Origin of the sequence: Streptomyces sp. TSRI0107 (assembly GCF_001905845.1) — a bacterium.
In the GTDB taxonomy this organism is placed as follows: Bacteria; Actinomycetota; Actinomycetes; order Streptomycetales; family Streptomycetaceae; genus Streptomyces.
The window spans coordinates 14,810-40,221 of sequence record NZ_LIVZ01000018.1; the positions used below are offsets into that span (position 1 = coordinate 14,810).

Here is a 25,412-nt window from a genome sequence, read left to right on the forward strand (position 1 = left end):
AGGTTGAGGGTGCGGGTTCAGCAGCCGCCGGTGGTGGCTGGGGTGCCGGTGCCGATCTGCAGGCTGGCCGGGGCCGCGCAGCAGCCGCCGCCGTCCCCGCTTGGAGCGGCGTCGGTCTCCTCGATGAGTCCGCCGCCGCTGCACACACCGGTCTCGGGGAGGACCAGTTCGACGCGTTCGGCGGCCGCCTGGTCACCGGCGAGTGCGGCGGTGAGGGAGCGGACCTGCTCGTAGCCGGTCATGGCGAGGAACGTGGGGGCGCGGCCGTAGGACTTCATGCCGACCAGGTAGACGCCCTGCTCGGGGTGGGAGAGCTCGGTCACGCCGTGCGGGTAGACGGTGCCGCAGGAGTGCACGTTCGGGTCGATCAGCGGGGCCAACGCGGTCGGGGCCTGGAGGCGTTCATCGAGGCCGAGGCGAACCTCGGAGAGGAAGGACAGGTCCGGGCGAAGGCCGGTGAGGACGATGACCTCGTCGACCGGGCCCAGGCGGCGGCCGTCCTCGGCGACGAGGACGAGCTGCTCGCCGTCGCGTTCCACGGCCCGGGTGCGGAAGCCGGTGACCGCGCTGGCGTGGCCGGCCTCGACGGCGGCCTTGGCGCGTTGGCCCAGGGCGCCGCGGGCGGGCAGCTGGTCGGCCTCTCCGCCGCCGAAGGTGTTCGCGCCGATGCCGCGCCGCAGGATCCACACCGCGTGGGTGCCCGGCTCGTCCTTGGCAAGGTCGGCGAGGTAGGCGAGCGCGGTGAAGGCGGAGGCGCCGGAGCCGATGACGGCGGTGCGCTTGCCCGCGTACCGGGCCCGGACGGCCGGATCCTTCAGGTCGGGGATGCGGTAGGAGATGCGGTCGGCCGCCGCCTGCTCGCCGAGGGCAGGCAGGCCGTCGGCGCCCATCGGGCTGGGGACGGCCCAGGTGCCGGAGGCGTCGATGACGGCGCGGGCGGCAAGACGCTCCTCGCCGCCGTCCGCCGTGCGGAGGTGCACGGTGAAGGGCTGCTCGTCGCGGTCAGCATCGACGACGCGGTCACGGCCCGAGCGGGCCACACCCGTGACCGTCGCGCCGTAGCGGACCTTGTCGCCCAGCACGTCGGCGAGCGGCTGCAGGTACTGCTCGGCCCAGTCGCCGCCGGTGGGGTAGATGGCGTCGTCGGGGTGCACCCAGCCCGTCGGGGCCAGGAGCTTCTCGGCGGCGGCGTTGGTGACCTCGGACCATGGGGAGAACAGCCGCACGTGCGCCCAGTCGCGTACGGCGGTGCCGGCGGACGGGCCGGCTTCGAGGACCAGCGGTTCGAGGCCGCGCTCGACGAGGTGGGCGGCGGCGGCCAGACCGACAGGGCCGGCTCCGATGACCACGACGGGCAGCTGGTCGGTGGTGGGCGCGTTCACGGTGTTCCCCTTTGGTTCGACGTCTGTCGATGCCTTGCGGGACCCAGGATGACACCTGTATTGATGAGCGTCAACATAGACATTCACCGAATCAGAAGGTTGGGGCATGGAACAGATCGATGTGGCAGTGGTCGGTGGCGGCCAGTCGGGGCTGGCGGCGGCACAGGCGCTGCGCGCCCATGGGCTGCGGCCGGTGGTGTTGGAGGCGTCCGAGCGGGCGGCCGGGTCGTGGCCGCGGTACTACGACAGCCTCACCCTGTTCTCGCCCGCCCGGTACAGCACCCTGCCCGGCATGCCGTTTCCCGGCGATCCGGACCGCTACCCGCACCGGGACGAGGTCGTCGCCTACCTGAGCGCGTACGCCGCCCGACTGGATGCGGACATCCGTACCGGCCGCCGCGTGGTGGGCGTCCGGTACGGCGAGAGCGGGTTCGAGGTGGAGGCCGAGAGCGGGGAGCGGATCGCAGCGCGGGCCGTGGTCGCGGCGTCCGGCACGTTCGGCCGCCCGTACCGGCCCGCCGTGGCCGGCCTGGACGCGTTCACCGGCACGGTGCTGCACGCGGCCGACTACCGCAGCCCGGCCGCGTTCGCCGGTCAGCGGGTTGTGGTGGTGGGCGCGGGGAACTCCGCGGTGCAGATCGCTGCCGAGCTCGTCAACGGAGCGCAGGTCACGCTGGCCAGCCGCGCCCCGGTGCGGTTCGCCCGTCAGCGCATCCTCGGCCGCGACCTGCACTTCTGGCTCCGGCACACCGGCCTGGACACCGCGCCACTCGGCCGTCTGCTGCGCGAGCCGCCGAGGCAGCCCGTCATCGATGACGGCCGCTACCGCACAGCCCTGGCGGCCGGGGTGCCGGACCGGCGGGAGCTGTTCACCGGCGTCGACGGCGTGAAGGTGATCTGGCCGGGCGGAGAGCGTGAGGAGGTCGACGCGATCGTGCTGGCCACCGGCTACCGGCCAGACTTGCCCTACCTTGCCGGACTCGACGGCGCCGTTAACGGCGCCGGGCATCCCCTGCACCGGGAGGGCATCTCCCGGAAACATCCGGGGCTTGCGTTCGTCGGGCTGGAGTGGCAGCGCAGCCTGTCGTCGAACTCCCTGCGGGGCGTGGGCCGGGATGCCGCCCGCATCGCCTGCCACCTCGCCGCCCACCTGGGACGACGGTGACCCTCGCCCGTCTGGTTCGATATGTGTCAACATAGATGCATGTCGAAGACGAAGGTGCTGCCGCTGCTGGAACCCGCCGCCGAGGCCGCGGCGCCGTGCTGCCCGCCGCTGACCGAGCGCCCGCTCACCGCGGAGGAGGCGGAGACGGCCGCCCGGATGTTCAAGGCGCTGGGTGATCCGGTGCGGCTGCGGCTGTTCTCCGCGGTCGCCTCGCACGAGGGCGGCGAGGCGTGCGTGTGCGACATCTCCGACGTCGGCGTCTCCCAGCCGACCGTCTCCCACCACCTGAAGAAGCTCAAGGAGGCCGGGCTGCTGACCTCCGAACGGCGCGGCACCTGGGTCTACTATCGCGTCGAGCCGTCCGTGCTTGCCGCCATGGGCAAGCTGCTGACCATCGCACCTGCCGTGGCCTGACCACGGCAGGGCGCAGGAGGCCTCCGACTGCTGCCCGGGCTGGCTGGTCTGGGTTCGAGGGCGGCTGTTTGAGATGCCTGTTTCACCTTTGGCCGTCGACTGGGACTTCGCTTGTCGCGCAGGTCAGTTGAGCGCGTCGATGGCGTAGAGGGCGCCGAGCGCGGTGGCGAGTGTGCCCAGCAGGAGACGCAGGAGCGTCTCGGGCAGACGGGGCTGGAGGCGGGCGCCGAGGTAGCCGCCCATGAGGCCGCCGAGACCACAGGACAGCCCGAGCGACCAGTCGGGGGCGATGCTGCCGGTCTGGGCCAAGGAAAGCAGTGCGTAGGTGGAGGCTCCGACGACGGAGGTGGCGAAGGTGGCGGCGAGCGCCGCGGGGGCGACCTTGGCGACAGGGACACCGCGGCCGACAAGGACAGGTCCGAGGATCGAGCCACCGCCGATGCCGTAGATCCCTCCCACGACACCGACAGCGAGCGCCATGCCGGTAACCGTCCGAGGTACGGGTTCAGGTCGCGGGCTTTGCGCGTGCGCAGGGCGGAGCGTCCGGGTGATCAGCCAGATGCCGAGCGGCAGCATCAGGGCGGCGACCAGGAGCCGGAAGACCTGCGGGCCCGGCAGGGCGAAGACGCGGATGACCGCGCCGAGAATCACCCCGGGAAGGGTGCCCATCACCAGCCGGCGGACGAGGGGCCCTCGCAGGGCCCCGTCGCGCCGGTAGCGCAGCAGGGCACCAGGCCCCGCGACGACGTTGTAGAGGAGGTTCGTCGGGGTGACGGCCGGGCTGGGGACGGCGAACACGCTCAGTTGAACCGGCAGCAGGAACACGGCTCCGGACACCCCCACCGGAGCGGTCAGCACGGCGATCAGCAGCCCGACCATGACGCCGGCCGCTCCCATCCCCCACTCCACCCGGTTCCCCCGATCCTCAGCCGATGCGTGCCTCTACTCGTGCCCCCACGAGAGCGTAGAGCGCCTCGTCGGCGGGTCCGGGTGTGAGTAGCTGCGGTACAGAAAGTCCCCGCCGAGATTGATCTTGGTGGGGCCCACACCGGTCGGGGGTGAGTTGGCAGGGACTCGCCAGCTCCGTCAGATCGTGTGCCAGGGCGCATCCGACCTGGTGGGCAGGGCGCCCGGTACGAGCCGGAGGGCGTACACCGGTCGTTCGCCGGGGACGGGGCCGAGGTAGTGGTGTCCGGTCATGTGGCACCAGGCGGGCAGGTCGAGCGGTGCGGCCGGGTCGGTGGCGATGACGTGGACGAGCGTGCCGGCCTCGGCACCCTGGATGGCTGTGCGGAGGCGAAGTAGGAGGGTGACGCACAGCAGGCCGGTGCCGTCCACCGTGATGGCCGGTTCGGGTATCGGGCCGGCGTTCATCGCGGCACGGTCTGCGTGACGCGCCAGAGGCGGCGGGGTAGCTCGCCCTCTTCGAATGCATGGACCTCGTCGAGGGTCCAGCCGTCGGCGAGGGTGTCGACCAGGTGTCGGGGGAAGAAGTGCACAGCGAAGCCGCCGTGCTCATAGATGTCGTCGCCGTGCGCAGTGCCGGCACCGTAGTGTGCGTCGCCAGTGTGCCGGACGGTGTAGACGAGGGAGCCTCCGGGCCGCAGTACGCGGCGGATTTCGCCGACCACCCCGTGGATCTCCTCGCTGGACAGGGCCATGCACAGCAGCAGGTGGGCGAAGACGCCGTCGACCGAGGCGTCCGCGAGGGGCAGTGGTTCGCGGACGTCGTGCACGACGGTGGCGACCCGCTCGGCGACGTCTTGGTCGCGGGCGGCCTGCCGGAGCTGTTCCAGGCCGGTGGCGGAGAAGTCGGTGGCCTGGACGGTGAAGCCCTCCCGGGCGAAGAACAGGGTGTCGCGGCCGTGGCCGGCGCCGAGCTCCAGCACCTCCCGACCCCCAGAGGCGCGGAAGACGATGGCGGCGTGCCGTGCGGGCGCGCTGGGGGCCTGCCCGTACATGCCGGGGTGGGAGCCGTAGGTGTGCTGCCAGTGTTCGCGCTGGGCTTCGGCCAGCTCCCGCTCGTGGCCGTTCATGCCTGCCTGTGCTCCTCTCGCTCCCGGCCGGTGCCGGGTTGTCCGTTGGCCGGCCTAGGTCCGCTGTCGGGGCACCCCGATCCGGCCCTCATGGCCACTGCCATGCGGGACCGGGTCACCGGTGGTCCGCTTCGAGCTGGTGGGGAACTGCGCTGCCTGAGCGCAGTTCGCGCAGATCCAGGATGTGGTTGAAGCGGGGTTCGAGCGCCTTCCCGCCGCGATCTTCAAGGTTTCTTGAAGGCTCCGGGCTTGCAACCGGTACCTAGGTACAGGTCTACCGTCGGAGGTGTCCCCGCCCCTCGTGGGACGCGGCGACGGGAGCGAGTGCGATGAGTGATCTGGCGTGGGTGCCGCAGTCCTGCACGCTTCCCACCGAGGAGCGGCCCCTGCGGGTCGCGGAGTGGGACGTGCTGTTCTCCGAGCGGCTGGCCTCATCGTCGAGGCCCGAGCCGTTCCGGCTGCGCCTCGAGCTGGCCGCCGGACCGGGTATCGAGGAGCGGGTGCGGGACCTTGCGGGACGGGAGAGCGGCTGCTGCTCGTTCTTCACTTTCACCACCACCCCCGGCGAGGACCTGATCGGTCTGGACATCGAGGTGGACGCGGCCCACGACGCCGTTTTGGACGCGTTGGCCGTACGGACCGCCGGGATGCAGCGGTGAGCGCGGGCCTGCGCAGCGGTCAGGTCGCCGAGGCGGCCGGGGTGAACATCCAGACCCTGCGCTACTACGAGCGGCGCGGCCTGCTGGCCGAGCCGGAGCGCAGCAACGGCCGCCACCGCCTGTACGGTGAGGACGCGGTGACCGCGCTGCGGGTGATCAAGGCCGCACAGCGTCTCGGGTTCACGCTGGACGAGGTCGCCGAGCTGCTGGAGGCCGGCCGCCACCGCCACGGCCGCCCCGTCGCCGGGCTCCAGGAACGGGCCGCGGCCAAGCTCGCCGAGGTCGACGCGAAGCTCGCCGACCTCACCACCATCCGCACCGCCCTGGCCGCGGCCGTCGAAGCCGGGTGCGACGACCTGACCGTCTGCGCGTCGAGCGCCTGCTGCCCCATCCCCTTCACCGACCTCGCCGAGGAGAACCGCCATGCCGGCCCCTGCTGCTGGCCCCCGCCCCCACCGGGCCCCGGAGGCCCTGGGCGGCCTGGCCGCGCTGGCCTGCGTGGCGTGCTGCGCGCTGCCCGTCCTAATCACGGCGGGCGTCGTCGGCGCGGGCGCCGGGGCGGTCGTGGGCTGGCTGCCCGCCGTCGCCGTCGTCCCGGCCGTGCTCGCCGTCGGAACCTGGTGGTACGGCCAGCGCCGCCGCTCCCACCCCTGCTCCTGCTCGTCGAAGGCCGCGGGTGAGGACGGCTACGGCTGCAAGACGTCCGGGGACCCGCTGAAGATCACGGGCGCGGGCCGCCCGTAGGGTCACCGGCATGGTTGTCGCTCGTTCCGTTGCCCTGTTCGCCGTCGCCGCCCTCTTCGAGATCGGCGGTGCCTGGCTGGTCTGGCAGGGCATCCGCGAGCACAAGGGCTGGATCTGGATCGGCGCCGGCGTCATCGCGCTGGGTCTGTACGGGGTCGTGGCCACCTTCCAGTCCGACGACAACTTCGGCCGTATCCTCGCCGCCTACGGCGGCATCTTCGTCGCCGGCTCGATCGGCTGGGGCATGATCGCCGACGGCTACCGGCCCGACCGCTACGACGTCATCGGCGCCCTGGTCTGTCTCGCCGGGATGGCCGTGATCATGTACGCGCCCCGCAGCAACTGACCAAGGGGCCGCAGGCACGGATGCCCGTCCCGCAGGTCGCGGCGTTGGCCGTTGCCTGCCCCCCTCAGGGGGGCCGGTGGGCAGCCGTCAGCAGCAGTCGCAGCCCGCGCGGCAGCCGCAGGCGTCCGCCTCGGCACTGGCAGCGGTGATCGCAGTGGCGGGAGGGGCGCAGCATCCCTTGCCCTGCCAGGCGTCGCGGCCCTCCTTGGCCGCGATGACGGCGATGACCAGTGCCGCGACAGGGTCGGCCCAGGACCAGCCGACGGTGGCGTTGAGGACCAGGCCCGCCAGGAGCACGGCGGACAGGTAGGTGCACAGCAGGGTCTGCCGGGAGTCCGCGACCGCGGAGACCGAGCCGAGTTCGCGTCCGGCCCGTCGCTGGGCGGCGGACAGGAACGGCATCACCAGCAGCGAGAGCGCGGCGAGCACGATGCCGGGCATCGAACGGTCGGCCTCGCCGGTGCCGGCCAGCGCCCGCACGGCGTCGACGGTGATGTAGGCGGCGAGCGCGAAGAACGAGACCGCGATGATCCGCAGGGTGGTCTTCTCGCGGGCCTCGCGCACGGCATGGTCCGCCGCGGAGAACTGCCAGGCCACGGCCGCCGCCGAGGAGACCTCGATGACGGAGTCGAGGCCGAAGCCGATCAGCGCGGTGGAGGACGCGAGGCTGCCCGCGGTGATCGCGGCGATCGCCTCGATCACGTTGTACGTGATCGTCGCCGCGACCAGGAGGCGTATGCGTCGGATGAGCTGGTCCCGCCTGCTCGGCAGGGGGCCCAGGGAGAGTGCCGTCATCAGCAGCAGCCCTTCTCGTCGGCCTCGGCGCAGGTGCGGTCGGTCTCGACGGCGACGACGGCGCTGCGCAGATCGTCCAGCGCGTGCCCCAGGCGCGGATCGGCGAGTTCGTAACGGGTGCGCCGGCCGACGGGAACCGCGACGACCAGACCGCAGTCGCGCAGGCAGGCCAGGTGGTTGGACAGCCGGGTACGCGAAATGCCCAACTGCTCGGCCAGGTCGGAGGGGTGCGCCGGGCTCTCGCACAGAGCGAGCAGCAGGCGGCAGCGGATGGGATCGGCGAGGGCGCGGCCGAAGCGCGCGAGCACCTCGACATCGGAAACGACGGTCAGCACACAGTCACAGTACAGAGAATCCTGAATTCATGAAAGCGTGGACTATCAGAGGAAGGGTCCCACCAGTGCGGCGATGTCTCGGGCGGCCTCGCGGGCGGGGCGCCCGACGCCGATGAGGGTGGCGGAGGCGGGGCCGGTCCAGTCGCCGTAACCGAGCAGGTGCAGACGTGGCTCCTCCATGGCCCGGGTACCTGCCGTAGCGATGTGGCCGCGCCGGCCACGCAGTTGGAGCGGGGCAAGGTGGGAGAGGGCGGGCCTGAAGCCGGTGCACCAGATGATCGCGTCGGCCTCCGCGCGGGTGCCGTCGGTCCATTCGACGCCGCCGGGCACGAGGCGGGTGAACATCGGGCTCGCCGTGAGCAGGCCGCGGTCGCGGGCCTCGCGGACGGGCGGTACGGCGACGATGTCGCCCAGCGAGGCAACGCCGCCCGTGTCCGTGCGGCTCGCGTCCAGGGCCCGGCGGCGTGCGGTGGCCGCGTCGAACAGGGCGCGGCCGTCGATGTCGTCGGCGAGGAAGCGCGGCGGGCGCTGCGTCACCCAGGTCAGCTCGGTGTCGTAGGCGAGGTCGGCGGCGATCTGGGCGCCGGAGTTGCCGCCGCCCACCACGATGACGCGTTGCCCGGCGAAGTCGCGCGGACCGCGGTACTGCGCCGTGTGCAGCCGGCGGCCGTCGAAGTCGGAGGAGCCCGGCACGGCGGGCAGGAAGGGCCGCCACCAGGTACCCGTCGCGCTGATCACGCTGCGTGCGAGCCAGGTGCCCGAATCCGTCTCCACCCGCAGGAGTTCACCGTCCCGGTGCACGCCGAGGACGCGGACGGGTCGTTCGACGGGAAGCCCGTAGCGCTTCTCGTAGTCGGCGAGGTACTCCACCACATGCTGTGCGTCGGGGTAGGTCTCGCCGGTCTGCGCCGGCATGAGGCGGCCGGGCAGTGAGGAGTACGCGGCTGGTGAGAACAGGTGCAGGGAGTCCCAGGTGTGCTGCCAGGCGCCGCCCGGCGTGCTCTGGGCATCGAGGATGACGAAGTCAAGGCCGAGGCGGCGCAGGTGGTAGCCGGCGGCGAGCCCGGACTGGCCGCCGCCGATCACCACCACCTGCACGGTGTTCGTCACGATGCCGACGGCTCCTTGGCCGTACGGCCGGGCAGGAAGATGAGTGCCACCAGTGCCAGGCCCACCGCGGCGCCGATCAGTTGCATGCCGATGAAGCCCGCCAGCGAATTTGGTGCGACGCCCGCGAAGGTGTCGGTGAAGGCGCGGCCGATCGTGACCGCCGGGTTGGCGAAGGACGTCGACGAGGTGAACCAGTACGCGGCGCCGATGTACGACGCCACGGCCACTGGCGCGAAGCGCAGACGGTCCGCACGGGCCAGGCCGAAGATCAGCAGGATCAGCCCGGCGGTCGCCACGACCTCGCCGAGCAGCAGGTGCCCGGCCGAGCGGTCGTGCGTGGACCACTTCACCAGCGGCTCGCCGAACATCGCGTCCGCCAGAATCGCCCCCGCGATCGCGCCGACGATCTGCGCGGGGACGTAGACCGCGAGCTCGCGGGCTGCGACCCCGGCGCCGCCCCGGCGGGCCGTCCACCACTCGGCCAGCGTGACCACCGGGTTGAAGTGCACGCCGGAGACCGGGCCGAGCAGCAGGATCAGGACACCGAGGCCGAAGACCGTGGCCGTGGAGTTGGCCAGCAGCTGGAGCCCGACGTCCTTGGTCAGCTCGGTGGCCTGGATGCCGGAGCCGACCACGATGGCCACGAGGGCCGCCGTGCCGACCAGTTCGGCGGCGGCCTTGGAGATCAGCGGCGGAGCCTGGGGCGGCATGGCCCCCGGGGCGGGCTGCGGTTCAGCGGCGGGGGTTATGGCGGACCCGCCGGCTCTGTCGTGCTCGGTGGCCTCGGTGGCGCTCAACAAGACTCCTCGGTGCGTTCAAGGGGGCGATGGGACGCGGCGGTGGACGGGCGCCGGGAAATCAGGGGCAGGACCGCTTGACGTTGTTCTCGGCCGTTGAGCGCGCGGTCTCCGCGAGGTCGGCGAACTGGCCCGCGAGGGTGGCGATGACGTCGGGCTTGAGCCGGTAGTAGGTGAACCGGCCGCACGGTTCCGTCTCCACGACACCGGCCTCGCGCAGCACCTTCAAGTGGTTGGAGAGGTTGGTCTGTCTGGCTCCCGTCTCCTCGATCAGGTGCGTGGAGCAGAGCGTCTCCTTGGCGAGCAGGGTGACGATCTGCAGGCGGAGCGGGTCGGCCAGAACCCGCATCAGATCAGTGTCGACTGACGTCAGCATGGACTGATACTCTCACATCACTCCGAGCTGATACCAGCCCGGCCTGATCCTTGGGACCCGCATCCCCACACCCGTGGGGCCCACACCCGAAGGGTTTCCCATGACGGCATCATCCCCGCCCCCGGTCCTGCCCGACCAACGCCTGGCGGCCGGCATAGCCCACCTTGCCCTGCGCTACCGGGGCCGCTTCTCGCCGGAGACCATCCAGCGCCTGGTCATCGACTCCTACGAGCGCCTCGCTGAACACGCCCGCGTTCGCACTCACCTGGTGGTGCTGGCCGAGCACCTGGCCACCGAGCGTCTCGACGCACTCGCCCACATCGATGGCGCACCCGGCAGTGGCCTGCCGCGCGTGCTGTTCGTGTGCAGCCACAACGCCGGACGCTCGCAGATGGCCGCCGCCCTGCTCACCCACCGTGCCGAGGGCCACGTGGTGGTCTCCTCCGCCGGTACCCACCCAGCCGCCGAGGTCGAGCCGGCCGTCGCGCAGGTGCTGACCGAGGCGGGCGTAGACCTCACAGACGCGTTCCCCAAGCCGCTGACCGACGAGGTCGTGCAGGCCGCCGACATCGTCATCACCATGGGCTGCGGGGATGCCTGCCCCGTACTGCCGGGCCGCCGTTACCTGGACTGGCCCGTCACCGACCCCGAGGGCGCCCCGATCACCGTCGTCCGCGGCATCCGCGACGAGATCGACGCCCACATCACCGACCTGCTCGCCTCCCTGCCGAGCACCTGAACCCGTACCCGATCTCCCGCACCACCTGCTTGATCCACTTGTGAAGGAAGAACCGATGTCCTCCAGCCCGCTCGCCTCCGTGCTGTTCGTCTGTGTCCACAACGCCGGCCGTTCGCAGATGGCCGCCGGATTCCTCAACCACCTCGCGGGCGACCGGATCGAGGTCCGCTCGGCCGGCTCCATCCCGGGCGACCAGGTCAACCCGGCCGCGGTCGAGGCCATGAAGGAGGTCGGCATCGACATCTCGGCGGCCAAGCCGAAGATCCTCACCACCGAGGCCGTCCAGGCGTCCGACTACGTCATCACCATGGGCTGCGGCGACGCCTGCCCCATCTTCCCCGGCAAGAAGTACCTCGACTGGGCCCTGGAAGACCCGGCCGGCAAGGGCGTCGAGGCCGTACGCCCCATCCGCGACGAGATCCGGACCCGTATCGAGGCCCTGATCGCCGAGATCGACGCGAAGCAGGAGGCGTGAGCTCGTGACTGAGACCGGCATACGCGAGGTCATCGTCATTGGCTCCGGCCCCGCTGGATACACCGCCGCCCTCTACACCGCCCGCGCCGTGCTGGGGCCCCTCGTGTTCGGTGGTGCCATCTTCGTCGGCGGCTCGCTCACCACCACCACCGAGGTCGAGAACTTCCCCGGCTTCCCCGAGGGCATCGACGGCCCCGACCTGATGCTCAACATGCGGGCGCAGGCCGAGAGGTTCGGGGCCGAGGTCGTCGAGGACGACATCGTCTCCGTCGACCTCACCGGCGAGATCAAGGAAGTCACCGACACGGCCGGGACCGTGCACCGCGCGAAGACCGTGATCGTCGCGACCGGCTCCGGCTACCGCAAGCTCGGCCTGCCGAACGAGGAGGAACTGTCCGGCCGGGGCGTGTCCTGGTGCGCCACCTGCGACGGCTTCTTCTTCCGGGACCGGGACATCGTCGTGGTCGGCGGCGGAGACACCGCCATGGAGGAGGCCACCTTCCTCACCCGCTTCGCCCGCTCCGTGACCGTCGTCCACCGCCGCTCCACCCTGCGCGCCTCCCAGGTGATGCAGAACCGCGCCTTCGCCGACGACAAGATCTCCTTCGCCTTCGACACCGAGATTGCCGAGATCAAGGAAGCCAACGGCATGCTCGCCGGGGTCGTCCTGCGCGACGTCTTCACCGGCGCCACCCGCGATCTGGATGTGACCGGCTTGTTCATCGCAATCGGCCACGACCCGCGTACCGAGCTGTTCCAGGGCCAGCTGGACCTGGACGACGAGGGCTACCTGAAGGTCGCCTCGCCCTCGACGCGTACGAACATCCCCGGCGTCTTCGCCGCCGGTGACGTCGTCGACCACACCTACCGCCAGGCCATCACCGCCGCCGCCAGCGGCTGCCAGGCCGCCCTCGACGCCGAGCGCTACCTCGCAGCCCGAGCAGCAGGTCAGGCCGCGCAGGAGCTGGCCGCTGTCCCCGGCTGAGGCCGCCCGGCCAGATCACGGCGCCCGGCGGCAGCGGCTCAGACCGCTGCCGCCGGGCGACCTGCAGTTTCTGCAAGACCTACACCTCGTCGGTGAGCGGCGGCACGTCCTCGGGGGTCAGGTCCGAACGCAGCCGCAGGAAACGGACGGGGTGGCGGTAGACGCCGTCGTCGATCGCGCTGTCGGCCAGGAACTCGGCCACCAGGTCGGGGCGTACGCACTGGTACTCCAGCTCGCTGCGGGTTCCACATCCGGCGCCGAACCGGCTCCCTTTCCAAGGGTGTTCAGGGCCGGCCGGATGGAGGTGCCGCGCCAGGTCACGCCGTACCGGGGTGAGCAGGGGCGTGGTGCGGGCGATCAGCCGCAGGCGCCCTGCAGCGTCGTACCGGGCCAGCAGCAGCGCGGCCGGCGCGGTCACGGTCCTGGTGACCCCGCCGATCAGCGCCTCGGCAGTCAGGCGGGAGCGGACCTTGATCCAGGCGCGCTTGCCGGGCGGATCGGGCGGTGATGCAGGATGCGGGCGGAGGTGTCAGGCGCAAAGCGCGGCCGGAGCGGTGGGAAGAAGGCGACCATGCGGGAGTGCAGGGTGACGATGCCGCTGGGCCGTTCCAGGTCGACGCTCACGGTGCGCGTCCGGGCGGCCTCCAAGGCCGTCGAGCGCAGCCAGGCGCCGGACACCGGCTCATCGCAGGTGAACGCGCCATAGCGCGGCAGCGGCACAACGCCGCTCCCCCGGCTCAGCGGGCAGGCAATGGGTCGTGCCAGTGGGTGTACGCAGGCTCGGGGCGACCGGGTGGCGCCCCGCGTGCGGTCACGGGACGGAGCCGAAAGGCGTGGCCAGCGGCTTCGGTCGGCGGTCGGGGTTGCGGCCGGTGGCGGGGACGGCGCGCGGGCGCAATGCAGAGGGGTGCGGGAGCGTCCTTCCGGCAGGACAGACACTGCCGCAAGCGGGTCCGAGCCGTGCAAGGGCAGCGGTCGGCCGGAGGTGCGGCGGCCCCGAATCCGGGGCGGATGCCGGGAGTTCGGGGCCATGTGGATGTGACGCGGGGCGGTCAGTTGGTCGGCATGGTCAGGAGGTGGCGCAGCCTGTCCAGGCCGGTGGCGTTGCGGAGGCGGCGTTCGCGTTCTGCCCGGCGGGCCTGGGCGCGGCGGTGGCTGGTGTAGGGGAGCCGGAAGTCACGGACCAGGGTGCTGCTTCGGTCCTGGGCGTGTGTGGCCTGCTCAGCGGTGATGTACGCCTCGGCGACTTCCTCGAAGATCAGCTGTGCGGCACGCAGGGGGCAGCCGTTCAGGAGGGGTTGGGCGCCTGGGCCCTCCTCCTCGAACGCGGTGATCGCGGTGTTCACGAAGTCGAGGTGTGCTGGGTTCTTGCACTGGGCTGCTGTGGCTCGCAGCTCGTCCAGGACGTGAGGGAATGCGAGGACGTAGCCGCTGGGTGTCACCTTCATGAAGTCCTCCGTGAGTCGCGGGCGTTGCGCTGACATGGCTGCCGGGTTTGGGCGGCCCGAAGGGGGCGGGAGGGGGCACCGCTCCCCCGGGCCGCTGGCTGGACCATGGCCGGGGGCGGGGCAAGGAGCACAACCCGCCGCAGGACGGGGCCGGGGGCAGTTCCGGGGGCGGCCGATGCGCTCCTCGGGTTTCTCTTCAGGGTCAGCCGTGGTCGGGACGAGAGGAGTCCAGCGCGGGCGGGCCGATGGCCTCGGCGCACCGCACAGCCTCGTCGACGACGCGTCGCGGTTCCAGGGCGGGATCGAGGGTGGTCGGCCCGCCCGCGGCGGACTGCGCGGGTTGTCAAGCGGAGAGGGACTGGGTGCCGGCCGGGATGGCGGGATGGAAGAACACGTCGCCGACCAGGCGGGAGTGGAGGGTGACGATGCCGCTGGGCAGTTCCAGGTGGACACTCACGGTGCGGGTCCGCGCGGCCTTTGAGGCCATCGAGCGCAGCCAGGCGCCGGACACCGGCTCGTGATGGGTGAACGCGCCGTGGCGCAGGCTCAGACCACGGAAGCTGCTGGTGTAGTGCTCGCCGGTGATCAGGCCTGTCTCGGCGGGGGTGAGTGCGGCCGCGGTGTTGGGGGTGTAGGTGACGGGGGTGGGGCGGCGGCGGGTGGCCAGGGCGCGGTCGACGGAGGGCGGGTCGTATTTCTTGCGGAGCCGGTCCTCGGTGCGGTTGGCGATCGGGGCGAGGTCGGCGAGCGGCTCGCCCTGGGCTCGCTGGCGGACGACGACGACTCTGATCGCCTCGTCCACCAGGTCCCGGAGGGCGACGAGGCGTTGGAGGAGTTCGGTGTTCGGCGCGGCAACGCTGTAGGCGCTGTGCAGCAGGGCCTCGGAGACCACGGTGCAGTCCTCGGCGATGTCGCGCATGGCTTCGGTGCAGCGGCGTGCGCGGGCGGGGTCGGCGGAGGGGGCAAAGCGGGGCGGGCGCGAGGCGTTGTCAGCCGTTTGGACGCGTGAATGGGTGGACACAGGAGACCTCTTTCGGGGGTGCTGGACGGGTATCTGTACCGGCGGTCCGGCCGCGGGCGGCCGGACGGGCTGGGGCTGGTGGGGCGTGAGCGTCTGCTGGCGCCACCACCGGCGGTCAGGTCAGCGGCGGAAAATCCACTGGAGGACCAGCACAGATCCGTGAACAGCTGTCAGAAAGAGGGCAATGAGGGGCAGTACATGCGGCGGCAAGGCGTCCGGGATCGCGACCAGGGGGAGGCAGATCGCGGCCATGGGCAGGCTCCCGCGGAGCATGACAGCCTTGACATGCCACACCGGGGTTTGGGCCGAGCGCAGCGGCGGGATGATACGGTCGCGACTCGTTTTCACCGCAAGTGCATTCACGCTTACGGGAAGACGAGTTCGGCGTCGGCGCAGCGGCATCAGACAGGTGATGAGCCCGCCCGGGTGGGCGGGCTCACCGGTACGCTGCAAACAGACCTTCGGTGCGCGGTCAGGTGCGTCAGGCACGTTGTATGCGCCCAGGACCTGTTTCCCCGTCTACGTAGTTATCGGCGGAGCTGCTGGCACCGCCGGGTGAAGGCAAGCGTCTGCCATTCGCCGGCGACCTGTCTCCCCACCTCACGATGCCGACGCGTCGATCCAGCCATCGGCGAAGCGTTCACCGAGGTGCCCCCTGCGCCCTCGCAGGCCGCTGGCCGCAGGCCACGTAGGCGAGCAGGGCGACGCCGAACAGGACCGACACCACGACCCGCGGGACCAGCCATGCCTGACCGTCCGGGTCCCACAGTGCCTACGCCAAATTGAGCAGCAGCGCGAGGGCGAGGGTGACCAGGAGGACGGTTCTCGCCTGTGCGATCTTCTGAGCTGCCGTATCCATCAGCCCCCCTCACTCGCTGACCATGCGTAGGGACTTCTCCCCGCGGGCCGCTCGGCCACACCGAAGCGGTACATCATCGGCTGTTCGACGGTTTGGTCACCCAGAAAGCCAGCACCCAGAAGAGTGCGAGGATCGCAAGTCCCACCCATGCTCCATACATCTTCTGGAAGAAGATGAGCCACACCAGGAAAAGCGCGAATACGAAGGATGCGGAAAGCCATATTCGCAGCATCTTGTTGTTGTCGCCGGAAAACCTTGACACGGTAGGCATCTCCTTCCAATTGCCGCGTCCGCACGTGTGGTGGGTCGGGTGAGCCCTGACCCACCTGTTCGCGTGACGTCTACGTCAGCGCATCGGCCGTCAGCTCGCCTGCGTAGTAGCCGACTCCCGCACACACCGCGGGAGCAGCGGGAGCGGTGACACCAGCACTGATCATGATGGCTCCACAACCCATCCCAGCCAGCGTCCCGACTCCCCACGCGGCCATACTGGCCCACGCGGCTTCTGCGTCTCCCTGAACAGCCGCGATGCCTGTGTTCAGCAGATCACTCGCCCTGCCCAGCCCTTCGAGTGCGCCGCCGACATCCGGCAGACCCAACAGCCCCGTGGGGTCGCTGTTGTTGATGGGGTCGCCGCCCGCGTGGAGGTAGGTGTTGGTCTCCTGCCCCGAGGGGTCGGGCTGGGTGAAGCGGCCGAGCTGGGGGTCGTAGTAGCGGTGGCCCATCTTGTACAGGCCGGTCGGGTCGAGGTAGGCGCCGGTGTAGCGGAACGGCTGGGGGGCCGCCTCGGTGGTGGTGCCGCGGGGCAGACCGGTGGGGCCGTAGGCGTAGGTGTGGGTGCGCTTGCCCGCATCGTCGACCAGGCCCAGGACGTTGCCCGTGGCGTCGGTGAGGTAGTAGTAGGACTTCCCCCCAGTCGTCATGGAGTTCAAGGTGCCCGCGGGTTCGCGGATGAATCCGGTGTCGGTGCCGTTCGTGGTCGTGGACGCCAGGCCGAGCGCGGTGTGGTGGAACCAGGTCGGACCCAGCTTGGTGCGCTCGGAGTTGGTCGTGCCCGCGTGGACCAGGTCGTAGCCCGTGCCGCCCACCGTGATGCCGGCCAGCTGGTGGTAGTCGGTCCATTTCTCGTTCGACCGCGCGGTCGCGGCGACCCGTCCGCCGGCCGTTTCGTTGCCGGCCTGGTCATAGGACCACGGGGTCGCCGAGCCGGTCTGGGCGGTGAGCTGGAGGGCGTCGTTGTAGGTGAACTGCGCCGAGCCGGGGCAGGTTGCGGCGCTGCCGTCCTGGCTGGTGAGGTTGCCGGCCTGGTCGAAGCAGTACAGCCAGGAGGCCTTGCGCGCGCCCGTCGCGTCCGCTTCGAGGGCGTAGCGGAGCCGGTCCTGGGTGTCGTACTCGTAGGTGGTCTTGAGTTTGGGGCCGGGATCAGTCCAGCCGCTTCCGGGGCGACATGGCGTTACTGATCCCGACATGGGACGCCTGTGCCGACGCGGAATCGACCGTTCTGTTATTCACCGGCGGTCCACATCGGCCGAAACAGGTGCCCTGTGTGAGCCGACACCGTCGGCGGTAGCAGAACGCCCCCCGGGGTCGGTCCCCTGCCTCAGGCTGTCCGCAAGCTCCCACCCACCGCTCACCATCGAGTCGAAGGGCCACCGTCAGTGCGGCACCCCGAGTCGTCGGCGCTTGTCGGCGCGAGCGTCAGGCGGGGCTCTTCTTGCGCTGGCGGCCGATGCGGGCGAGGGCGTCGATCAGCTGGCTGCGGCTCATCTTCGACCGGCCCGCGGCATCCTGGTCGGTCGCGGGTCGTGCTACGCAAGGAAGAACGTCGGCTGCTACCTGTCTGGAACTGCCCAGACAGCCAGGGAGCGTGAAGCGTACGCGGCGTGGGTGGCCCACAGCAGCACGGTCCTGAGCGGGCCCAGACCAGCCGGGAGCGCAGCCGGACGAGCGGCCCGCAGGACTCGGACCAGCACAAAGTCGCGGGGTGCTTCCCGGAGCCTGGTGATGTCGAGCAGCAATCCGTCCAGCCGCCTGCCCACCAGTTCGGCGTAGCGCCGTCCCGGCATCGGGCCCACGTGTTCGTGGTCGGCTCCCTAGATCCGACCGCGCGGCAGCTGCTCATCGTCGCTGTCCATGCCCTCAGCCTCGCAGCCGCCACCCACAATGAGCGCTTGCCCAAGGGGTGCTTGGCCAAGCCCTCGCGCCGCCGGGAGACTTGCCCGGGTCAGCTGCGCCCGAGCCGGCCGCCGGCCTTCGAGGCCTGCCCCGCCTCCGCCTCCTGGCACTCCTGCTCCTGGGCCTCGCGGTCCGCTCAGCGGCTTTCTGCGCTTGGCGGTGCCGTTCCTCCTGCTCGCGGCGGGCGAGGGCGGAATCCTGGAGAGAGTTTCTGATCGCGTCCCACGGGTTTTCCCGGCCGAAACGCGAAAAGGCGAAACCGCCCGGACCGTGCTCACGCCACAGCTCCAGCGTGGTCGCCACGATCGGCCGCTTCCCCTCATCACCTCCTCCCAGCCGCTTTCCTGTAGGCCGGGGGGCTCCTCCAGTTGATCCCGGCAGGACAAGGGCTCCCCCAGCCATCGGGGCGACCAAGCCATTGGAGAAATCAGCCGTCTCAGTGATGATTTTTCCGTGATCCAGAATGCCGAAAAGAAGATCCACAATCGTGTCATCAAAAACCGGCGGAACCCGGCGTGGACGAAGACCGACCAGGACGCGGCGACAGCCGCCGACGCGAGCACGCGGACCGGGCGGGATTCCAGCGGGGGGCGTCCGGCGCGGGGAGGGCGTCGATCAACTTGTCCCGGGCTCATCGCACCCGGCCCGACCTCTGCCCCGCCGACGCACCCCGCCTGACGTCGCCGCCGAGCATTCCGGTCAGGAGGCGTGGCGGAAGACGGCCGCTGCCCGGCAACGCCCGCGGAATGCACCAAGGAGCCCAGGCCGCGCGTGTCACTCCGGATCGTTCCGGATGCCTTGCCCGGCGCTCCCCCTCTACCTTGTCGTCGGCGCCCGCCAGACCGACAGTCCGGAGTACGGGGAGCAGCGATGCCGACGACCGTCACCACCGAACGCCCGACTGCCACCGTGCTCGGGCAGCAGGAGCGCAAGGTGCTCGCCGCCGTGGGCTGGGGCCTGCGGGACGACGAGATCGGCGCCGCCCTCGGAGTTTCCGAGGGTGCCGTCGCCGAACACCTCGCGCGGATTCTGGTGAAGCTCGGTCTGCGTGACCGGGCCGCCGCCATCGTCCACGCCTTCGACTGCGGGCTGGTCGTGCCCGGGCGTGGGCCGCGTACGCAGTCGGTGAGCCCGGTGTCGCGGACCGCCGCCGGCCGGGTGGGTGGGGCCAAGGTGCGGATTTCCTTGCTCGGGCCGCTGCAGGCTTGGCAGGACGGGCGGCCCCTGGACCTGGGGCATCCCCGCCAGCAGGCCGTACTGGCGGCGCTGGCACTGGGCACGGGACGGAGCCTCAGCCGGCAGGAACTGCTCGATGACGTGTGGGGAATGGAGCCGCCGGCAGGGAACGTGGTGCCGGTGTACGTCTACCGGTTACGCAAGGCCCTGCGGGGCGGGGAGGCTGCGGGCGCGGTCATTGAGTTCGCCCGGCGTGGGTACCAGCTGGTGCCCGGGGCGGTCGACGTGGACGTGGCACGTATGGAGGAACTGGTCACCGTCATCGGGGCGGCGGAGCGGGCGGGGGAACCGGCCGAGGCGGTCCACCTGTGTGGCCAGGCACTGGAACTGTTTCGCGGGCAGCCTCTGGCCGGTCTGCCCGGGCCGCTCGCGGAACTGGAGCGGCTGCGGCTCACCGAGCGCAGGATCGCCATCGTGCAGCGGAAGTTGGAGTGGCAGCTGCGGCTGGGCCAGGACTCGGAAGCGATCGCCGAGCTGTTCGCCCTGTCCGCGGCGCACCCCCTGAACGAGCCGTTGGCCGCGATGCTGATGCGGGCTCTGTACCGTAACGGGCGGCAGGCCGACGCGTTGACCGTGTTCGACCGCGCCCGCCGCCGTCTCGCCGACGACCTGGGGGTACCTCCGAGCCGGATGCTGCGGCGGACGCACCAGATGATTCTGTGCGGCGACGAAGCCGGCCTCGGCCTCTCCCCCTCGGCCGGGCGGCCGCGGGCGCGTCGTCATGGTGCGACGAAACGTCGGTGACGCGGTCCCGAACAGCGCGGGCGCTTCACCACCTGTCGGCGGCACCGGTTTTCCGGGCCGACGACAGATGGCGAAGCATTTCGGCCTTGCACCCTCTCCGATTACCAGGAAGCGGGATACCAGGCGCCGTTGTACCACTCCTCGTTGGCGCTGTCGTTGTGGTGATCCATGTTGAAGTCGTGCGGGTAGTTGTTGACGTGGTTGCCCGGGTACGTCCAAATACCGGCGGACTCGTCACAGACGTAGTCCCAGTGGCAGATGGTCTTGACCGGCACGTTTCCGAAGAACCTGTCGGCACCGGCGAGCGGGGCACCGACGAAACCGCCGAACGGCACGGCTCCACCATTGGCTCCGGGCGGGCCCTGGCGCTTGGGGTCCGCGATGAGAATGGCGTTGACGTTGCCGAACGTCATCCAGTTCTCGGTGACCCAGATGTGCACCACTGCGGCGCCCAGAGAATAGCCACCCATCTTGACGTGCTGGTCCGGACACGCGGCGCGCTGGTTACGTACCAGCCGGTTCAGCTCGTTGACGCCTGCGCGGGCGCTCGCGCCGTTGGGAATCTGGGTGGGATACCCGACGTGCTGCTGGATGTTGCCGCTGAAGCCGTCGTTGTTCCACGAACTTCCCGTGCCGCCGACAACGATCGTGTACGTGCCCTCGCAGGAAGCCGCTGTCTGCGCTTGCGCCGCGGATCCCTGCGCCACTGAAAGCCCGGCTGTCAGCACAAGTCCGGCCAGCGCGGCCGCGAACTTTCTTGCCCGCATTCCATACTCCCCATCTAGTCGGCCAAGGTCACCGGACGACAGTGACAGCAGCCGATGACATCCCGATGAAACCCAAATCCTGAGGCCGGGGTGGAGGCCCGTTCCATCGGGATTTCATCGGCGCCCTCTACCGTCGGCCGCCGATCCCCTGAATCAGCTGAATTCCGCCGACTTCACTTCACAACGGAGGGGTACACACAGTGGCAAGAACCGGCTTACATCGGGTGTTCACCAGACTGGCCGTCGTGGCCGGCATCTGGGCGTTGGTCATCGGGATGACCGCCTCGGTCGCCGTCGCGCAACCCGGGCCCGTTCCGGACCCGGGCGACGACCGCTCGGGCGTGTCCCGGTACTTCAGTGGCCCTGAGGGGTTCGCCATTCCGACCGTGCCATGTGATCCGGCCGGCCCGTCACCCACCGACGCAATCATGGCCGACCAACTCAACCCGCAGCTGCACGCGAAGATGGCCGGCTACCTCAACGCGTACAAGATCTCCTGCGCGAGGATGGTCACGCAGGCGGTGAAGGACCGGGGACTCAACCCGCGAGCCGCGACGATCGCCATCGCCACGATCATCGTGGAGAGCAGCATGAACAACTACTCCCAGCCCGTCGACCACACCAGCGTGGGGCTGTTCCAGCAGCAGGACTGGTGGGGCAGCCGGGAACAGCGTCTGAACCCGACCTATGCCACCAACGCCTTCCTCGACGCGATGGAACGGGTGTATGAGGGCGGGTCGTGGAACGACGCGCCGATCGGCGAGGTGTGCTGGCGTGTCCAGCAACCGCGGGAGGATCTGCGCCACCTGTACGGGATCGAGGCGGACGACGCCGCACTCATCGCCAACGCGCTGTGGGCCGGCACGGGCAGCGGCCCGAAGCACCCGTACGCCTCGGGCCGTGTGGTGTCGGGCCGGTCCGCGGACGGGCGGCTGGAGGCCTTCGCCGCCGGCGCAGACGGCGTGTACCACTCGTGGCAGACCGCGGTGAACGGCGCCTGGTCGCAGTGGCGGTTCGCGGGCGGTCCGCGCAACGCGCAGCTGGCGGTGGCGTCCAACGCGGACGGCCGGCTGGAGGTGTTCGCGCTGTCGGACACCACGTTCGACCACATGTGGCAGACCGCGCCGAGTGCGGGTTGGTCCGGTTGGCAGAACTTCGGCACCGGTGGATACCGGCTGGCGGCGGGCAACAACGCCGACGGCCGTATCGAGGTGTTCGCCTCCAACGCCAACGGCGTCTTCCACCGCTGGCAGACCGCGCCCAGCAGTGGCTGGGCCGGGTGGGAAGGCGTCGTCGGCGGCCCGGCCAATTCGCGCCTCGCCATGGAGAACGCACCCGATGGACGACTCGAGGTGTTCGCGCTGTCCGACTCGACGTTCAAGCACCTGTACCAGACGGGTGTGAACGGCGGTTGGTCGGCCTGGGAGGACTTCGGCGGCGGCGGCCACGACGTCACGGCCAGCTACAACCAGGACGGCAGGCTCGAGGTGTTCGCCTCCAACGCCAACGGTGTGTTCCACCGCTGGCAGACCAGCCCGACCACGTGGTCGGAGTGGACGGGCACCGGCGGCGTCTCCAACGCCGAGCTGACCACGTCACGGTCGGTCGACGGCCGGGTCGAGGTGTTCGCGATCAACGCCACCACCGCGAGCCACTCCTGGCAGACCGGCCCGAACGCGGCGTACTCGCAGTGGGAGACCTTCGGTGGCGGCGGCACCGAGATCGGTGCGAGCAACAACGCCGACGGTCGCATCGAGGTGTTCGGCACCAGCCATGCCGGTGTCTACCACCGGTGGCAGACCGGGTTCGTCACATGGTCGGAATGGGCCTGGCTGAACGATTCGGGCCCCGCGATCAACTAGGGGGTGCTCGCCTCGCGGCGTGGTCGGACTGGGTCGTGGAGAGGTTCAGGGGCGCTGCAGCCACGTCGTGTACCAAGCGCGGAAACCAGGGCTCGTGGGGGTGAAGCCGCCCCAGTCCGGGTCGATCCGCCAGATCTCGCCCGCGTGCCGGCCGGTCAGGATCAGACGGATGTACATGCCGCAGCCCTCTTCGGCCAGCATGAGCGTGCCCGGGGTCAGGTCACCGGTCGGTACGTTGACCCGGCCGGCCAGGGGTTCGGTGAGAGGAAACGGCGCGGCGAGCCGCCCGGGCAGCCGGTCTTCGGCCCACTCGTCGTCCACGGCCCAGTCGTCGTCGGCCTCCGCGCGCGGACGGGTCAACGGCATCAACCCATGGGCGGGGCCTGCGGGACCGTTGCCCACCCGCGCGACGAAGGAGCGGTACTCGGCCGGCAGGTCGATGCCGTGGGCGTCTTCGAACGTCCTGATCTCCGCCTCCGGCAGCGGGGGCTCCAACACGTACCGATGCGTGGCCGCCCCAAAGCGCGCCTGCTCCGGGTCCCGCGCCGCCAGCTCCCGTATCCGGGCACGCACGCCTCCCTCGTCCCAGCTCTCCACCCGGCGAGCCTAACAACCCGGAGTGGTCGACCGAATCGCCGATGGCGTGCTGTGCTCCGGCGTCAGTGGACTTCGTACGCCCGGGCGAGTACGCCACGGTCGTGGCCATGGCCCGGCGCAGTACGGGCCGGGGGGAGGCGTCGGCGTCCTTGAGGAGACAGGCGGACGGTGGCTGTTCCGGTGTAGCGGCGTGCCCGGATATCGTCGAGGTAGGAGGTCCAGTACGCGCCCAGGTCGAAGTCGGGCGGGCGGTCGAACCGCTCGTCGCCGAGCACCGCGTCGAGGACCTGGGAGACGCGGTAGCTCGCCGTCCGTTATCCGTGGCGGCCACGACGTACCAGGTCCCGGACTTGAGTACGAGGCCGAAGGGACGGAGGCGGCGATCCACCTCCTGCGGCGCCCGCCATCGGCGGTAGCGCACGTCCACCACCCGCTGGGTGAGCACCGCGTCGACGAACAGGGGCGGATACGGCGTCGGCTCGGGTTCCCGGTACCAGCCGGGAGCGTCCAGGTGGAACACCTCCGCGGTACGCGCCGCCTCCTCGCGCGGCCCCGCCGGCAGTGCGGCCATCAACTTCAGGCGTGCCGCCGTCACCTCGGCCGCGAGCCCCAGGTCGGCGGCGGGTCCGGCAGCCCGGCGAAGAACAACGCCCGCGCCTCGCTCTCGCTCAACCCGGTCAGCCGGGTGCGGTAGCCGTCGAGCAGCCGGTAGCCGCCTTTGCGGCCCGGCTCGGCGTAGACCGGGAATCCGGCGGCCTGGAGGCGCGCCAGGTCGCGGTAGCCACCGTGTGGTCCTGCCGCCCCGGAGAGCACAGTGGTGCCGCACTGATCCGAGACAGTGTGCTGCCCGTGCTGCCTGAGACGGGGCCCGCGCCACTCGCCCTCCTGGCCACCGAACCAGCGTCCAACACCTTCCCCAGGCTTCCGGTGCGCACCGGAGAGTACGTCGCCGTGCTCTTCGCCTCGTACCCCGACGAGCGCGCGCACCGCCGGCACCTCGCCGCCATCCAGGCCCACCCCTCGCGCGCGACGAGATCCTGCCGGGCATCGAACGAGCACAGACGGCAGCTTCCCGAACGCTCCGGCCGGCGCCCACCGGCCGCTCGCTCCTCTCCTGACGCCGCCTCCAGCCCGGCCCGTACGCGACGAAGGCGCCCGCCGTCGGCCCCCGGACCGCACGAGCGGTGGACGGGGGCCGACGGGCGGGCGCCTGAACGTGCGGGAGCGTCAGGCGGCGAAGGACCTCTCCAGGCGCGGGATCAGGTCCCGGAGGTCCTGTTCCCAGCAGCCGGCGTTGTGGCCGCCGTTGCACTGGGTGCCCCAGCCGGAGCCGTCGCCGTAGTTGACGTAGTAGTAGGACATGCCCAGGGCGTCCATGCTGGCCTTGACGTTCTTGGCCGCGCCCGCGACCCAGAACTCCGGCTCCAGCGGTGAGCCGCCTCCGTCGCCCACGTAGATGGAGACTCCGACTCCGCCCTTGGCGAGCCTGTCCATGTGCTGCGACGGGTCGACCTCGTTCCAGCGCCAGTCGGCGTTGAACACCGGGTACGGCGAACCGAACGCCGCGTCACTGTCCACCGCGGGCTTGTACGGGGATTCGTTGGGGTCGCAGGATCCGGACGAGGAGCCGCAGATCGCACCGGTCGCGTCGATGAGGGAGGCGACGACGGCGAACCGCAGGTCCATGGACCGGGCCGAGAAGTCGATGTCTCCCGACAGGGACGCGGTCTGGCTGAACAGGTCGGGACGGGCCTGGGCGTAGTGGAAGGCTCCGAAGCCGCCCATGGAGACGCCGGCGATGGCCCTCGCCTTCTTGGTGGCGATGGTGCGAAGGTTCGCGTCGATGAACGGGATCACCTGCTTGAGGTGGAAGTTCTCCCAGTTCTGGGCACCGGCCGCGGTCTTCTGGTTGAGCCAGTTGGCGTACCAGCCCCGTGCGCCGCCGTCCGGGATGACCGTGATCATCTGGTCCGAGATGGTCAGGGCAGGGTAGTTCTGCTGGATCGGGTCGTCGGGCGATCCGTGCAGGAAGTACAGCACGGGGTAGCGCCTGCCCGGGTCGTCGTAGTAGCCGCTCGGCAGAATGATCTTGATGTGCTGCTCACCCGCGACCTCGGGCGTGGTCACGGTGAGGTGGAAGTTGGTGGCGGTTCCTTGCGCCGTGCCGACCTGGGTCAGACCGAAGCCGTTCGTCATCGGCGGCGGCGTGGTGCCGCCGTCGGCCGCCTGCGCCGAAGCCACCGGCGCGACCATGGCCACGGCGGCGATCATCCACGCCACCGCCAGTCGCCACCAGTTCGATCTCCTTGTCACAGCGTGCCCCCTGGTGAGTCTCGTGAGTGTTA

The 25,412-nt window shown here is 70.7% G+C and carries 28 protein-coding genes and 1 pseudogene; 10 read left to right on the forward strand and 19 right to left on the reverse strand.

The window, feature by feature from the left end; all coding sequences use genetic code 11:
- Positions 1 to 17: 17 nt before the first annotated feature.
- The gene (locus AMK31_RS35890) at positions 18 to 1,382 is read right to left on the reverse strand and encodes an FAD-dependent oxidoreductase (RefSeq protein ID WP_073944949.1); all 1,365 of its coding nucleotides are present in this window, start codon (positions 1,380 to 1,382) and stop codon (positions 18 to 20) included.
- A gap of 106 nt (positions 1,383 to 1,488) precedes the next feature.
- On the opposite strand from AMK31_RS35890, the gene AMK31_RS35895 reads away from it, so the two are divergent.
- Both AMK31_RS35895 and AMK31_RS35900 read left to right on the forward strand, forming a co-directional pair.
- On the forward strand, positions 1,489 to 2,547 hold the full coding sequence (locus AMK31_RS35895) for a flavin-containing monooxygenase (protein ID WP_073944950.1): 1,059 nt from the start codon (positions 1,489 to 1,491) through the stop codon (positions 2,545 to 2,547).
- A 39-nt stretch (positions 2,548 to 2,586) separates the two neighbouring features.
- Positions 2,587 to 2,961, forward strand: coding sequence for an ArsR/SmtB family transcription factor (locus tag AMK31_RS35900; RefSeq protein ID WP_073944951.1), 375 nt, complete (start codon positions 2,587 to 2,589; stop codon positions 2,959 to 2,961).
- Positions 2,962 to 3,084: 123 nt separating this feature from the next.
- Here AMK31_RS35900 and AMK31_RS35905 read toward each other — a convergent pair whose 3' ends face one another.
- The 3 genes from AMK31_RS35905 to AMK31_RS35915 form a co-directional block, all read right to left on the reverse strand.
- Entirely contained in the window at positions 3,085 to 3,858 is a 774-nt protein-coding gene (locus tag AMK31_RS35905) for a sulfite exporter TauE/SafE family protein (protein ID WP_079187079.1), read from the reverse strand.
- Positions 3,859 to 4,047: 189 nt separating this feature from the next.
- On the reverse strand, positions 4,048 to 4,335 hold the full coding sequence (locus AMK31_RS35910; protein ID WP_073944953.1) for a sulfurtransferase TusA family protein: 288 nt from the start codon (positions 4,333 to 4,335) through the stop codon (positions 4,048 to 4,050).
- Entirely contained in the window at positions 4,332 to 4,997 is a 666-nt protein-coding gene (locus AMK31_RS35915) for a class I SAM-dependent methyltransferase (protein WP_073944954.1), read from the reverse strand. The genes AMK31_RS35910 and AMK31_RS35915 overlap by 4 nt, the downstream gene beginning before the upstream one ends.
- Positions 4,998 to 5,326: 329 nt before the next feature.
- Here AMK31_RS35915 and AMK31_RS35920 point away from each other — a divergent pair, with 329 nt between their 5' ends.
- The 3 genes from AMK31_RS35920 to AMK31_RS35930 all read left to right on the forward strand — a co-directional run bounded on the left by AMK31_RS35920 (position 5,327) and on the right by AMK31_RS35930 (position 6,746).
- Positions 5,327 to 5,656 (forward strand): hypothetical protein, encoded by a 330-nt coding sequence (locus AMK31_RS35920; protein WP_073944955.1) that lies wholly within the window; start codon positions 5,327 to 5,329, stop codon positions 5,654 to 5,656.
- Positions 5,653 to 6,336, forward strand: a complete 684-nt coding sequence (locus tag AMK31_RS41850) for a MerR family transcriptional regulator (RefSeq protein WP_241842834.1) — start codon at positions 5,653 to 5,655, stop codon at positions 6,334 to 6,336. The genes AMK31_RS35920 and AMK31_RS41850 overlap by 4 nt, the downstream gene beginning before the upstream one ends.
- 74 nt (positions 6,337 to 6,410) lie before the next feature.
- Positions 6,411 to 6,746: a YnfA family protein gene (locus tag AMK31_RS35930; RefSeq protein ID WP_073944956.1), complete on the forward strand. Its 336-nt coding sequence runs from the start codon at positions 6,411 to 6,413 to the stop codon at positions 6,744 to 6,746.
- A gap of 87 nt (positions 6,747 to 6,833) precedes the next feature.
- Here AMK31_RS35930 and AMK31_RS35935 read toward each other — a convergent pair whose 3' ends face one another.
- From AMK31_RS35935 to AMK31_RS35955, 5 genes are all read right to left on the reverse strand, one after another.
- Positions 6,834 to 7,541, reverse strand: a complete 708-nt coding sequence (locus AMK31_RS35935; RefSeq protein ID WP_073944957.1) for a cation transporter — start codon at positions 7,539 to 7,541, stop codon at positions 6,834 to 6,836.
- Positions 7,541 to 7,876: an ArsR/SmtB family transcription factor gene (locus AMK31_RS35940; RefSeq protein WP_073944958.1), complete on the reverse strand. Its 336-nt coding sequence runs from the start codon at positions 7,874 to 7,876 to the stop codon at positions 7,541 to 7,543. The genes AMK31_RS35935 and AMK31_RS35940 overlap by 1 nt, the downstream gene beginning before the upstream one ends.
- A gap of 45 nt (positions 7,877 to 7,921) precedes the next feature.
- A complete protein-coding gene (locus AMK31_RS35945) occupies positions 7,922 to 8,986 on the reverse strand; it encodes an ArsO family NAD(P)H-dependent flavin-containing monooxygenase (protein WP_073944959.1) in 1,065 nt (354 codons plus the stop codon).
- The gene (locus AMK31_RS35950; protein ID WP_073944960.1) at positions 8,983 to 9,783 is read right to left on the reverse strand and encodes an aquaporin; all 801 of its coding nucleotides are present in this window, start codon (positions 9,781 to 9,783) and stop codon (positions 8,983 to 8,985) included. Before AMK31_RS35950 ends, AMK31_RS35945 begins: the two co-directional genes overlap by 4 nt.
- Before the next feature lie 61 nt (positions 9,784 to 9,844).
- Entirely contained in the window at positions 9,845 to 10,159 is a 315-nt protein-coding gene (locus tag AMK31_RS35955) for an ArsR/SmtB family transcription factor (protein ID WP_073944961.1), read from the reverse strand.
- 100 nt (positions 10,160 to 10,259) lie between these two features.
- On the opposite strand from AMK31_RS35955, the gene AMK31_RS35960 reads away from it, so the two are divergent.
- Genes AMK31_RS35960 through trxB form a run of 3 tightly spaced genes read left to right on the forward strand, consistent with a single transcriptional unit; the run spans position 10,260 to position 12,358 of the window.
- Complete coding sequence (locus tag AMK31_RS35960; RefSeq protein WP_073944962.1) at positions 10,260 to 10,898, forward strand: arsenate-mycothiol transferase ArsC; 639 nt, start codon at positions 10,260 to 10,262, stop codon at positions 10,896 to 10,898.
- A gap of 55 nt (positions 10,899 to 10,953) precedes the next feature.
- On the forward strand, positions 10,954 to 11,373 hold the full coding sequence (locus AMK31_RS35965) for an arsenate reductase ArsC (RefSeq protein WP_073944963.1): 420 nt from the start codon (positions 10,954 to 10,956) through the stop codon (positions 11,371 to 11,373).
- Positions 11,374 to 11,377: 4 nt separating this feature from the next.
- Complete coding sequence (gene trxB, locus AMK31_RS35970) at positions 11,378 to 12,358, forward strand: thioredoxin-disulfide reductase (RefSeq protein WP_073944964.1); 981 nt, start codon at positions 11,378 to 11,380, stop codon at positions 12,356 to 12,358.
- 79 nt (positions 12,359 to 12,437) lie between these two features.
- Here the strand turns inward: trxB and AMK31_RS35975 are convergent, their stop codons facing one another.
- The 6 genes from AMK31_RS35975 to AMK31_RS36005 form a co-directional block, all read right to left on the reverse strand.
- Positions 12,438 to 12,776 carry a hypothetical protein gene (locus tag AMK31_RS35975; RefSeq protein ID WP_073944965.1) on the reverse strand — a complete coding sequence of 113 codons (339 nt, stop codon included), beginning with the start codon at positions 12,774 to 12,776 and terminating at the stop codon, positions 12,438 to 12,440.
- Positions 12,777 to 12,811: 35 nt separating this feature from the next.
- A complete protein-coding gene (locus AMK31_RS35980) occupies positions 12,812 to 13,078 on the reverse strand; it encodes a hypothetical protein (protein WP_073944966.1) in 267 nt (88 codons plus the stop codon).
- A 332-nt stretch (positions 13,079 to 13,410) separates the two neighbouring features.
- Entirely contained in the window at positions 13,411 to 13,806 is a 396-nt protein-coding gene (locus AMK31_RS35985; RefSeq protein WP_073944967.1) for a hypothetical protein, read from the reverse strand.
- A 343-nt stretch (positions 13,807 to 14,149) separates the two neighbouring features.
- On the reverse strand, positions 14,150 to 14,725 hold the full coding sequence (locus AMK31_RS41855) for a hypothetical protein (protein WP_241842835.1): 576 nt from the start codon (positions 14,723 to 14,725) through the stop codon (positions 14,150 to 14,152).
- Positions 14,726 to 15,759: 1,034 nt separating this feature from the next.
- Positions 15,760 to 15,948 carry a hypothetical protein gene (locus AMK31_RS36000; protein WP_073944969.1) on the reverse strand — a complete coding sequence of 63 codons (189 nt, stop codon included), beginning with the start codon at positions 15,946 to 15,948 and terminating at the stop codon, positions 15,760 to 15,762.
- A gap of 79 nt (positions 15,949 to 16,027) precedes the next feature.
- Positions 16,028 to 17,155 (reverse strand): RHS repeat-associated core domain-containing protein, encoded by a 1,128-nt coding sequence (locus AMK31_RS36005; protein WP_241842836.1) that lies wholly within the window; start codon positions 17,153 to 17,155, stop codon positions 16,028 to 16,030.
- Between the two features lie 1,576 nt (positions 17,156 to 18,731).
- On the opposite strand from AMK31_RS36005, the gene AMK31_RS36015 reads away from it, so the two are divergent.
- Positions 18,732 to 19,841, forward strand: coding sequence for a BTAD domain-containing putative transcriptional regulator (locus tag AMK31_RS36015; protein ID WP_073944970.1), 1,110 nt, complete (start codon positions 18,732 to 18,734; stop codon positions 19,839 to 19,841).
- Positions 19,842 to 19,942: 101 nt separating this feature from the next.
- Here the strand turns inward: AMK31_RS36015 and AMK31_RS36020 are convergent, their stop codons facing one another.
- Complete coding sequence (locus tag AMK31_RS36020; protein ID WP_073944971.1) at positions 19,943 to 20,608, reverse strand: cutinase family protein; 666 nt, start codon at positions 20,606 to 20,608, stop codon at positions 19,943 to 19,945.
- Between the two features lie 200 nt (positions 20,609 to 20,808).
- On the opposite strand from AMK31_RS36020, the gene AMK31_RS36025 reads away from it, so the two are divergent.
- Positions 20,809 to 22,470, forward strand: coding sequence for a peptidase M23 (locus AMK31_RS36025; protein WP_073944972.1), 1,662 nt, complete (start codon positions 20,809 to 20,811; stop codon positions 22,468 to 22,470).
- Positions 22,471 to 22,515: 45 nt separating this feature from the next.
- On the opposite strand, the gene AMK31_RS36030 is transcribed toward AMK31_RS36025, so the two are convergent.
- From AMK31_RS36030 to AMK31_RS36040, 3 genes and pseudogenes are all read right to left on the reverse strand, one after another.
- A complete protein-coding gene (locus AMK31_RS36030; RefSeq protein ID WP_073944973.1) occupies positions 22,516 to 23,067 on the reverse strand; it encodes an SMI1/KNR4 family protein in 552 nt (183 codons plus the stop codon).
- Between the two features lie 131 nt (positions 23,068 to 23,198).
- Positions 23,199 to 23,850 (reverse strand): annotated as a pseudogene (locus AMK31_RS36035) (helix-turn-helix transcriptional regulator); the annotation flags it as partial.
- Positions 23,851 to 24,294: 444 nt separating this feature from the next.
- Positions 24,295 to 25,380, reverse strand: a complete 1,086-nt coding sequence (locus AMK31_RS36040; RefSeq protein ID WP_073944974.1) for an alpha/beta hydrolase — start codon at positions 25,378 to 25,380, stop codon at positions 24,295 to 24,297.
- Positions 25,381 to 25,412: the final 32 nt, after the last annotated feature.

Excerpts from the sequence above, each read along its gene's own strand:
- AMK31_RS35895 (WP_073944950.1), top strand. The coding sequence starts at position 1,489 with ATGGAACAGATCGATGTGGCAGTGGTCGGTGGCGGCCAGTCGGGGCTG.
- AMK31_RS35900 (WP_073944951.1), top strand. The coding sequence starts at position 2,587 with ATGTCGAAGACGAAGGTGCTGCCGCTGCTGGAACCCGCCGCCGAGGCC.
- AMK31_RS35905 (WP_079187079.1), bottom strand. The coding sequence starts at position 3,858 with ATGGGAGCGGCCGGCGTCATGGTCGGGCTGCTGATCGCCGTGCTGACC.
- AMK31_RS35910 (WP_073944953.1), bottom strand. The coding sequence starts at position 4,335 with ATGAACGCCGGCCCGATACCCGAACCGGCCATCACGGTGGACGGCACC.
- AMK31_RS35915 (WP_073944954.1), bottom strand. The coding sequence starts at position 4,997 with ATGAACGGCCACGAGCGGGAGCTGGCCGAAGCCCAGCGCGAACACTGG.
- AMK31_RS35920 (WP_073944955.1), top strand. The coding sequence starts at position 5,327 with ATGAGTGATCTGGCGTGGGTGCCGCAGTCCTGCACGCTTCCCACCGAG.
- AMK31_RS35930 (WP_073944956.1), top strand. The coding sequence starts at position 6,411 with ATGGTTGTCGCTCGTTCCGTTGCCCTGTTCGCCGTCGCCGCCCTCTTC.
- AMK31_RS35935 (WP_073944957.1), bottom strand. The coding sequence starts at position 7,541 with ATGACGGCACTCTCCCTGGGCCCCCTGCCGAGCAGGCGGGACCAGCTC.
- AMK31_RS35955 (WP_073944961.1), bottom strand. The coding sequence starts at position 10,159 with ATGCTGACGTCAGTCGACACTGATCTGATGCGGGTTCTGGCCGACCCG.
- AMK31_RS35960 (WP_073944962.1), top strand. The coding sequence starts at position 10,260 with ATGACGGCATCATCCCCGCCCCCGGTCCTGCCCGACCAACGCCTGGCG.
- AMK31_RS35965 (WP_073944963.1), top strand. The coding sequence starts at position 10,954 with ATGTCCTCCAGCCCGCTCGCCTCCGTGCTGTTCGTCTGTGTCCACAAC.
- AMK31_RS35985 (WP_073944967.1), bottom strand. The coding sequence starts at position 13,806 with ATGAAGGTGACACCCAGCGGCTACGTCCTCGCATTCCCTCACGTCCTG.
- AMK31_RS41855 (WP_241842835.1), bottom strand. The coding sequence starts at position 14,725 with ATGCGCGACATCGCCGAGGACTGCACCGTGGTCTCCGAGGCCCTGCTG.
- AMK31_RS36005 (WP_241842836.1), bottom strand. The coding sequence starts at position 17,155 with ATGTCGGGATCAGTAACGCCATGTCGCCCCGGAAGCGGCTGGACTGAT.
- AMK31_RS36015 (WP_073944970.1), top strand. The coding sequence starts at position 18,732 with ATGCCGACGACCGTCACCACCGAACGCCCGACTGCCACCGTGCTCGGG.
- AMK31_RS36020 (WP_073944971.1), bottom strand. The coding sequence starts at position 20,608 with ATGCGGGCAAGAAAGTTCGCGGCCGCGCTGGCCGGACTTGTGCTGACA.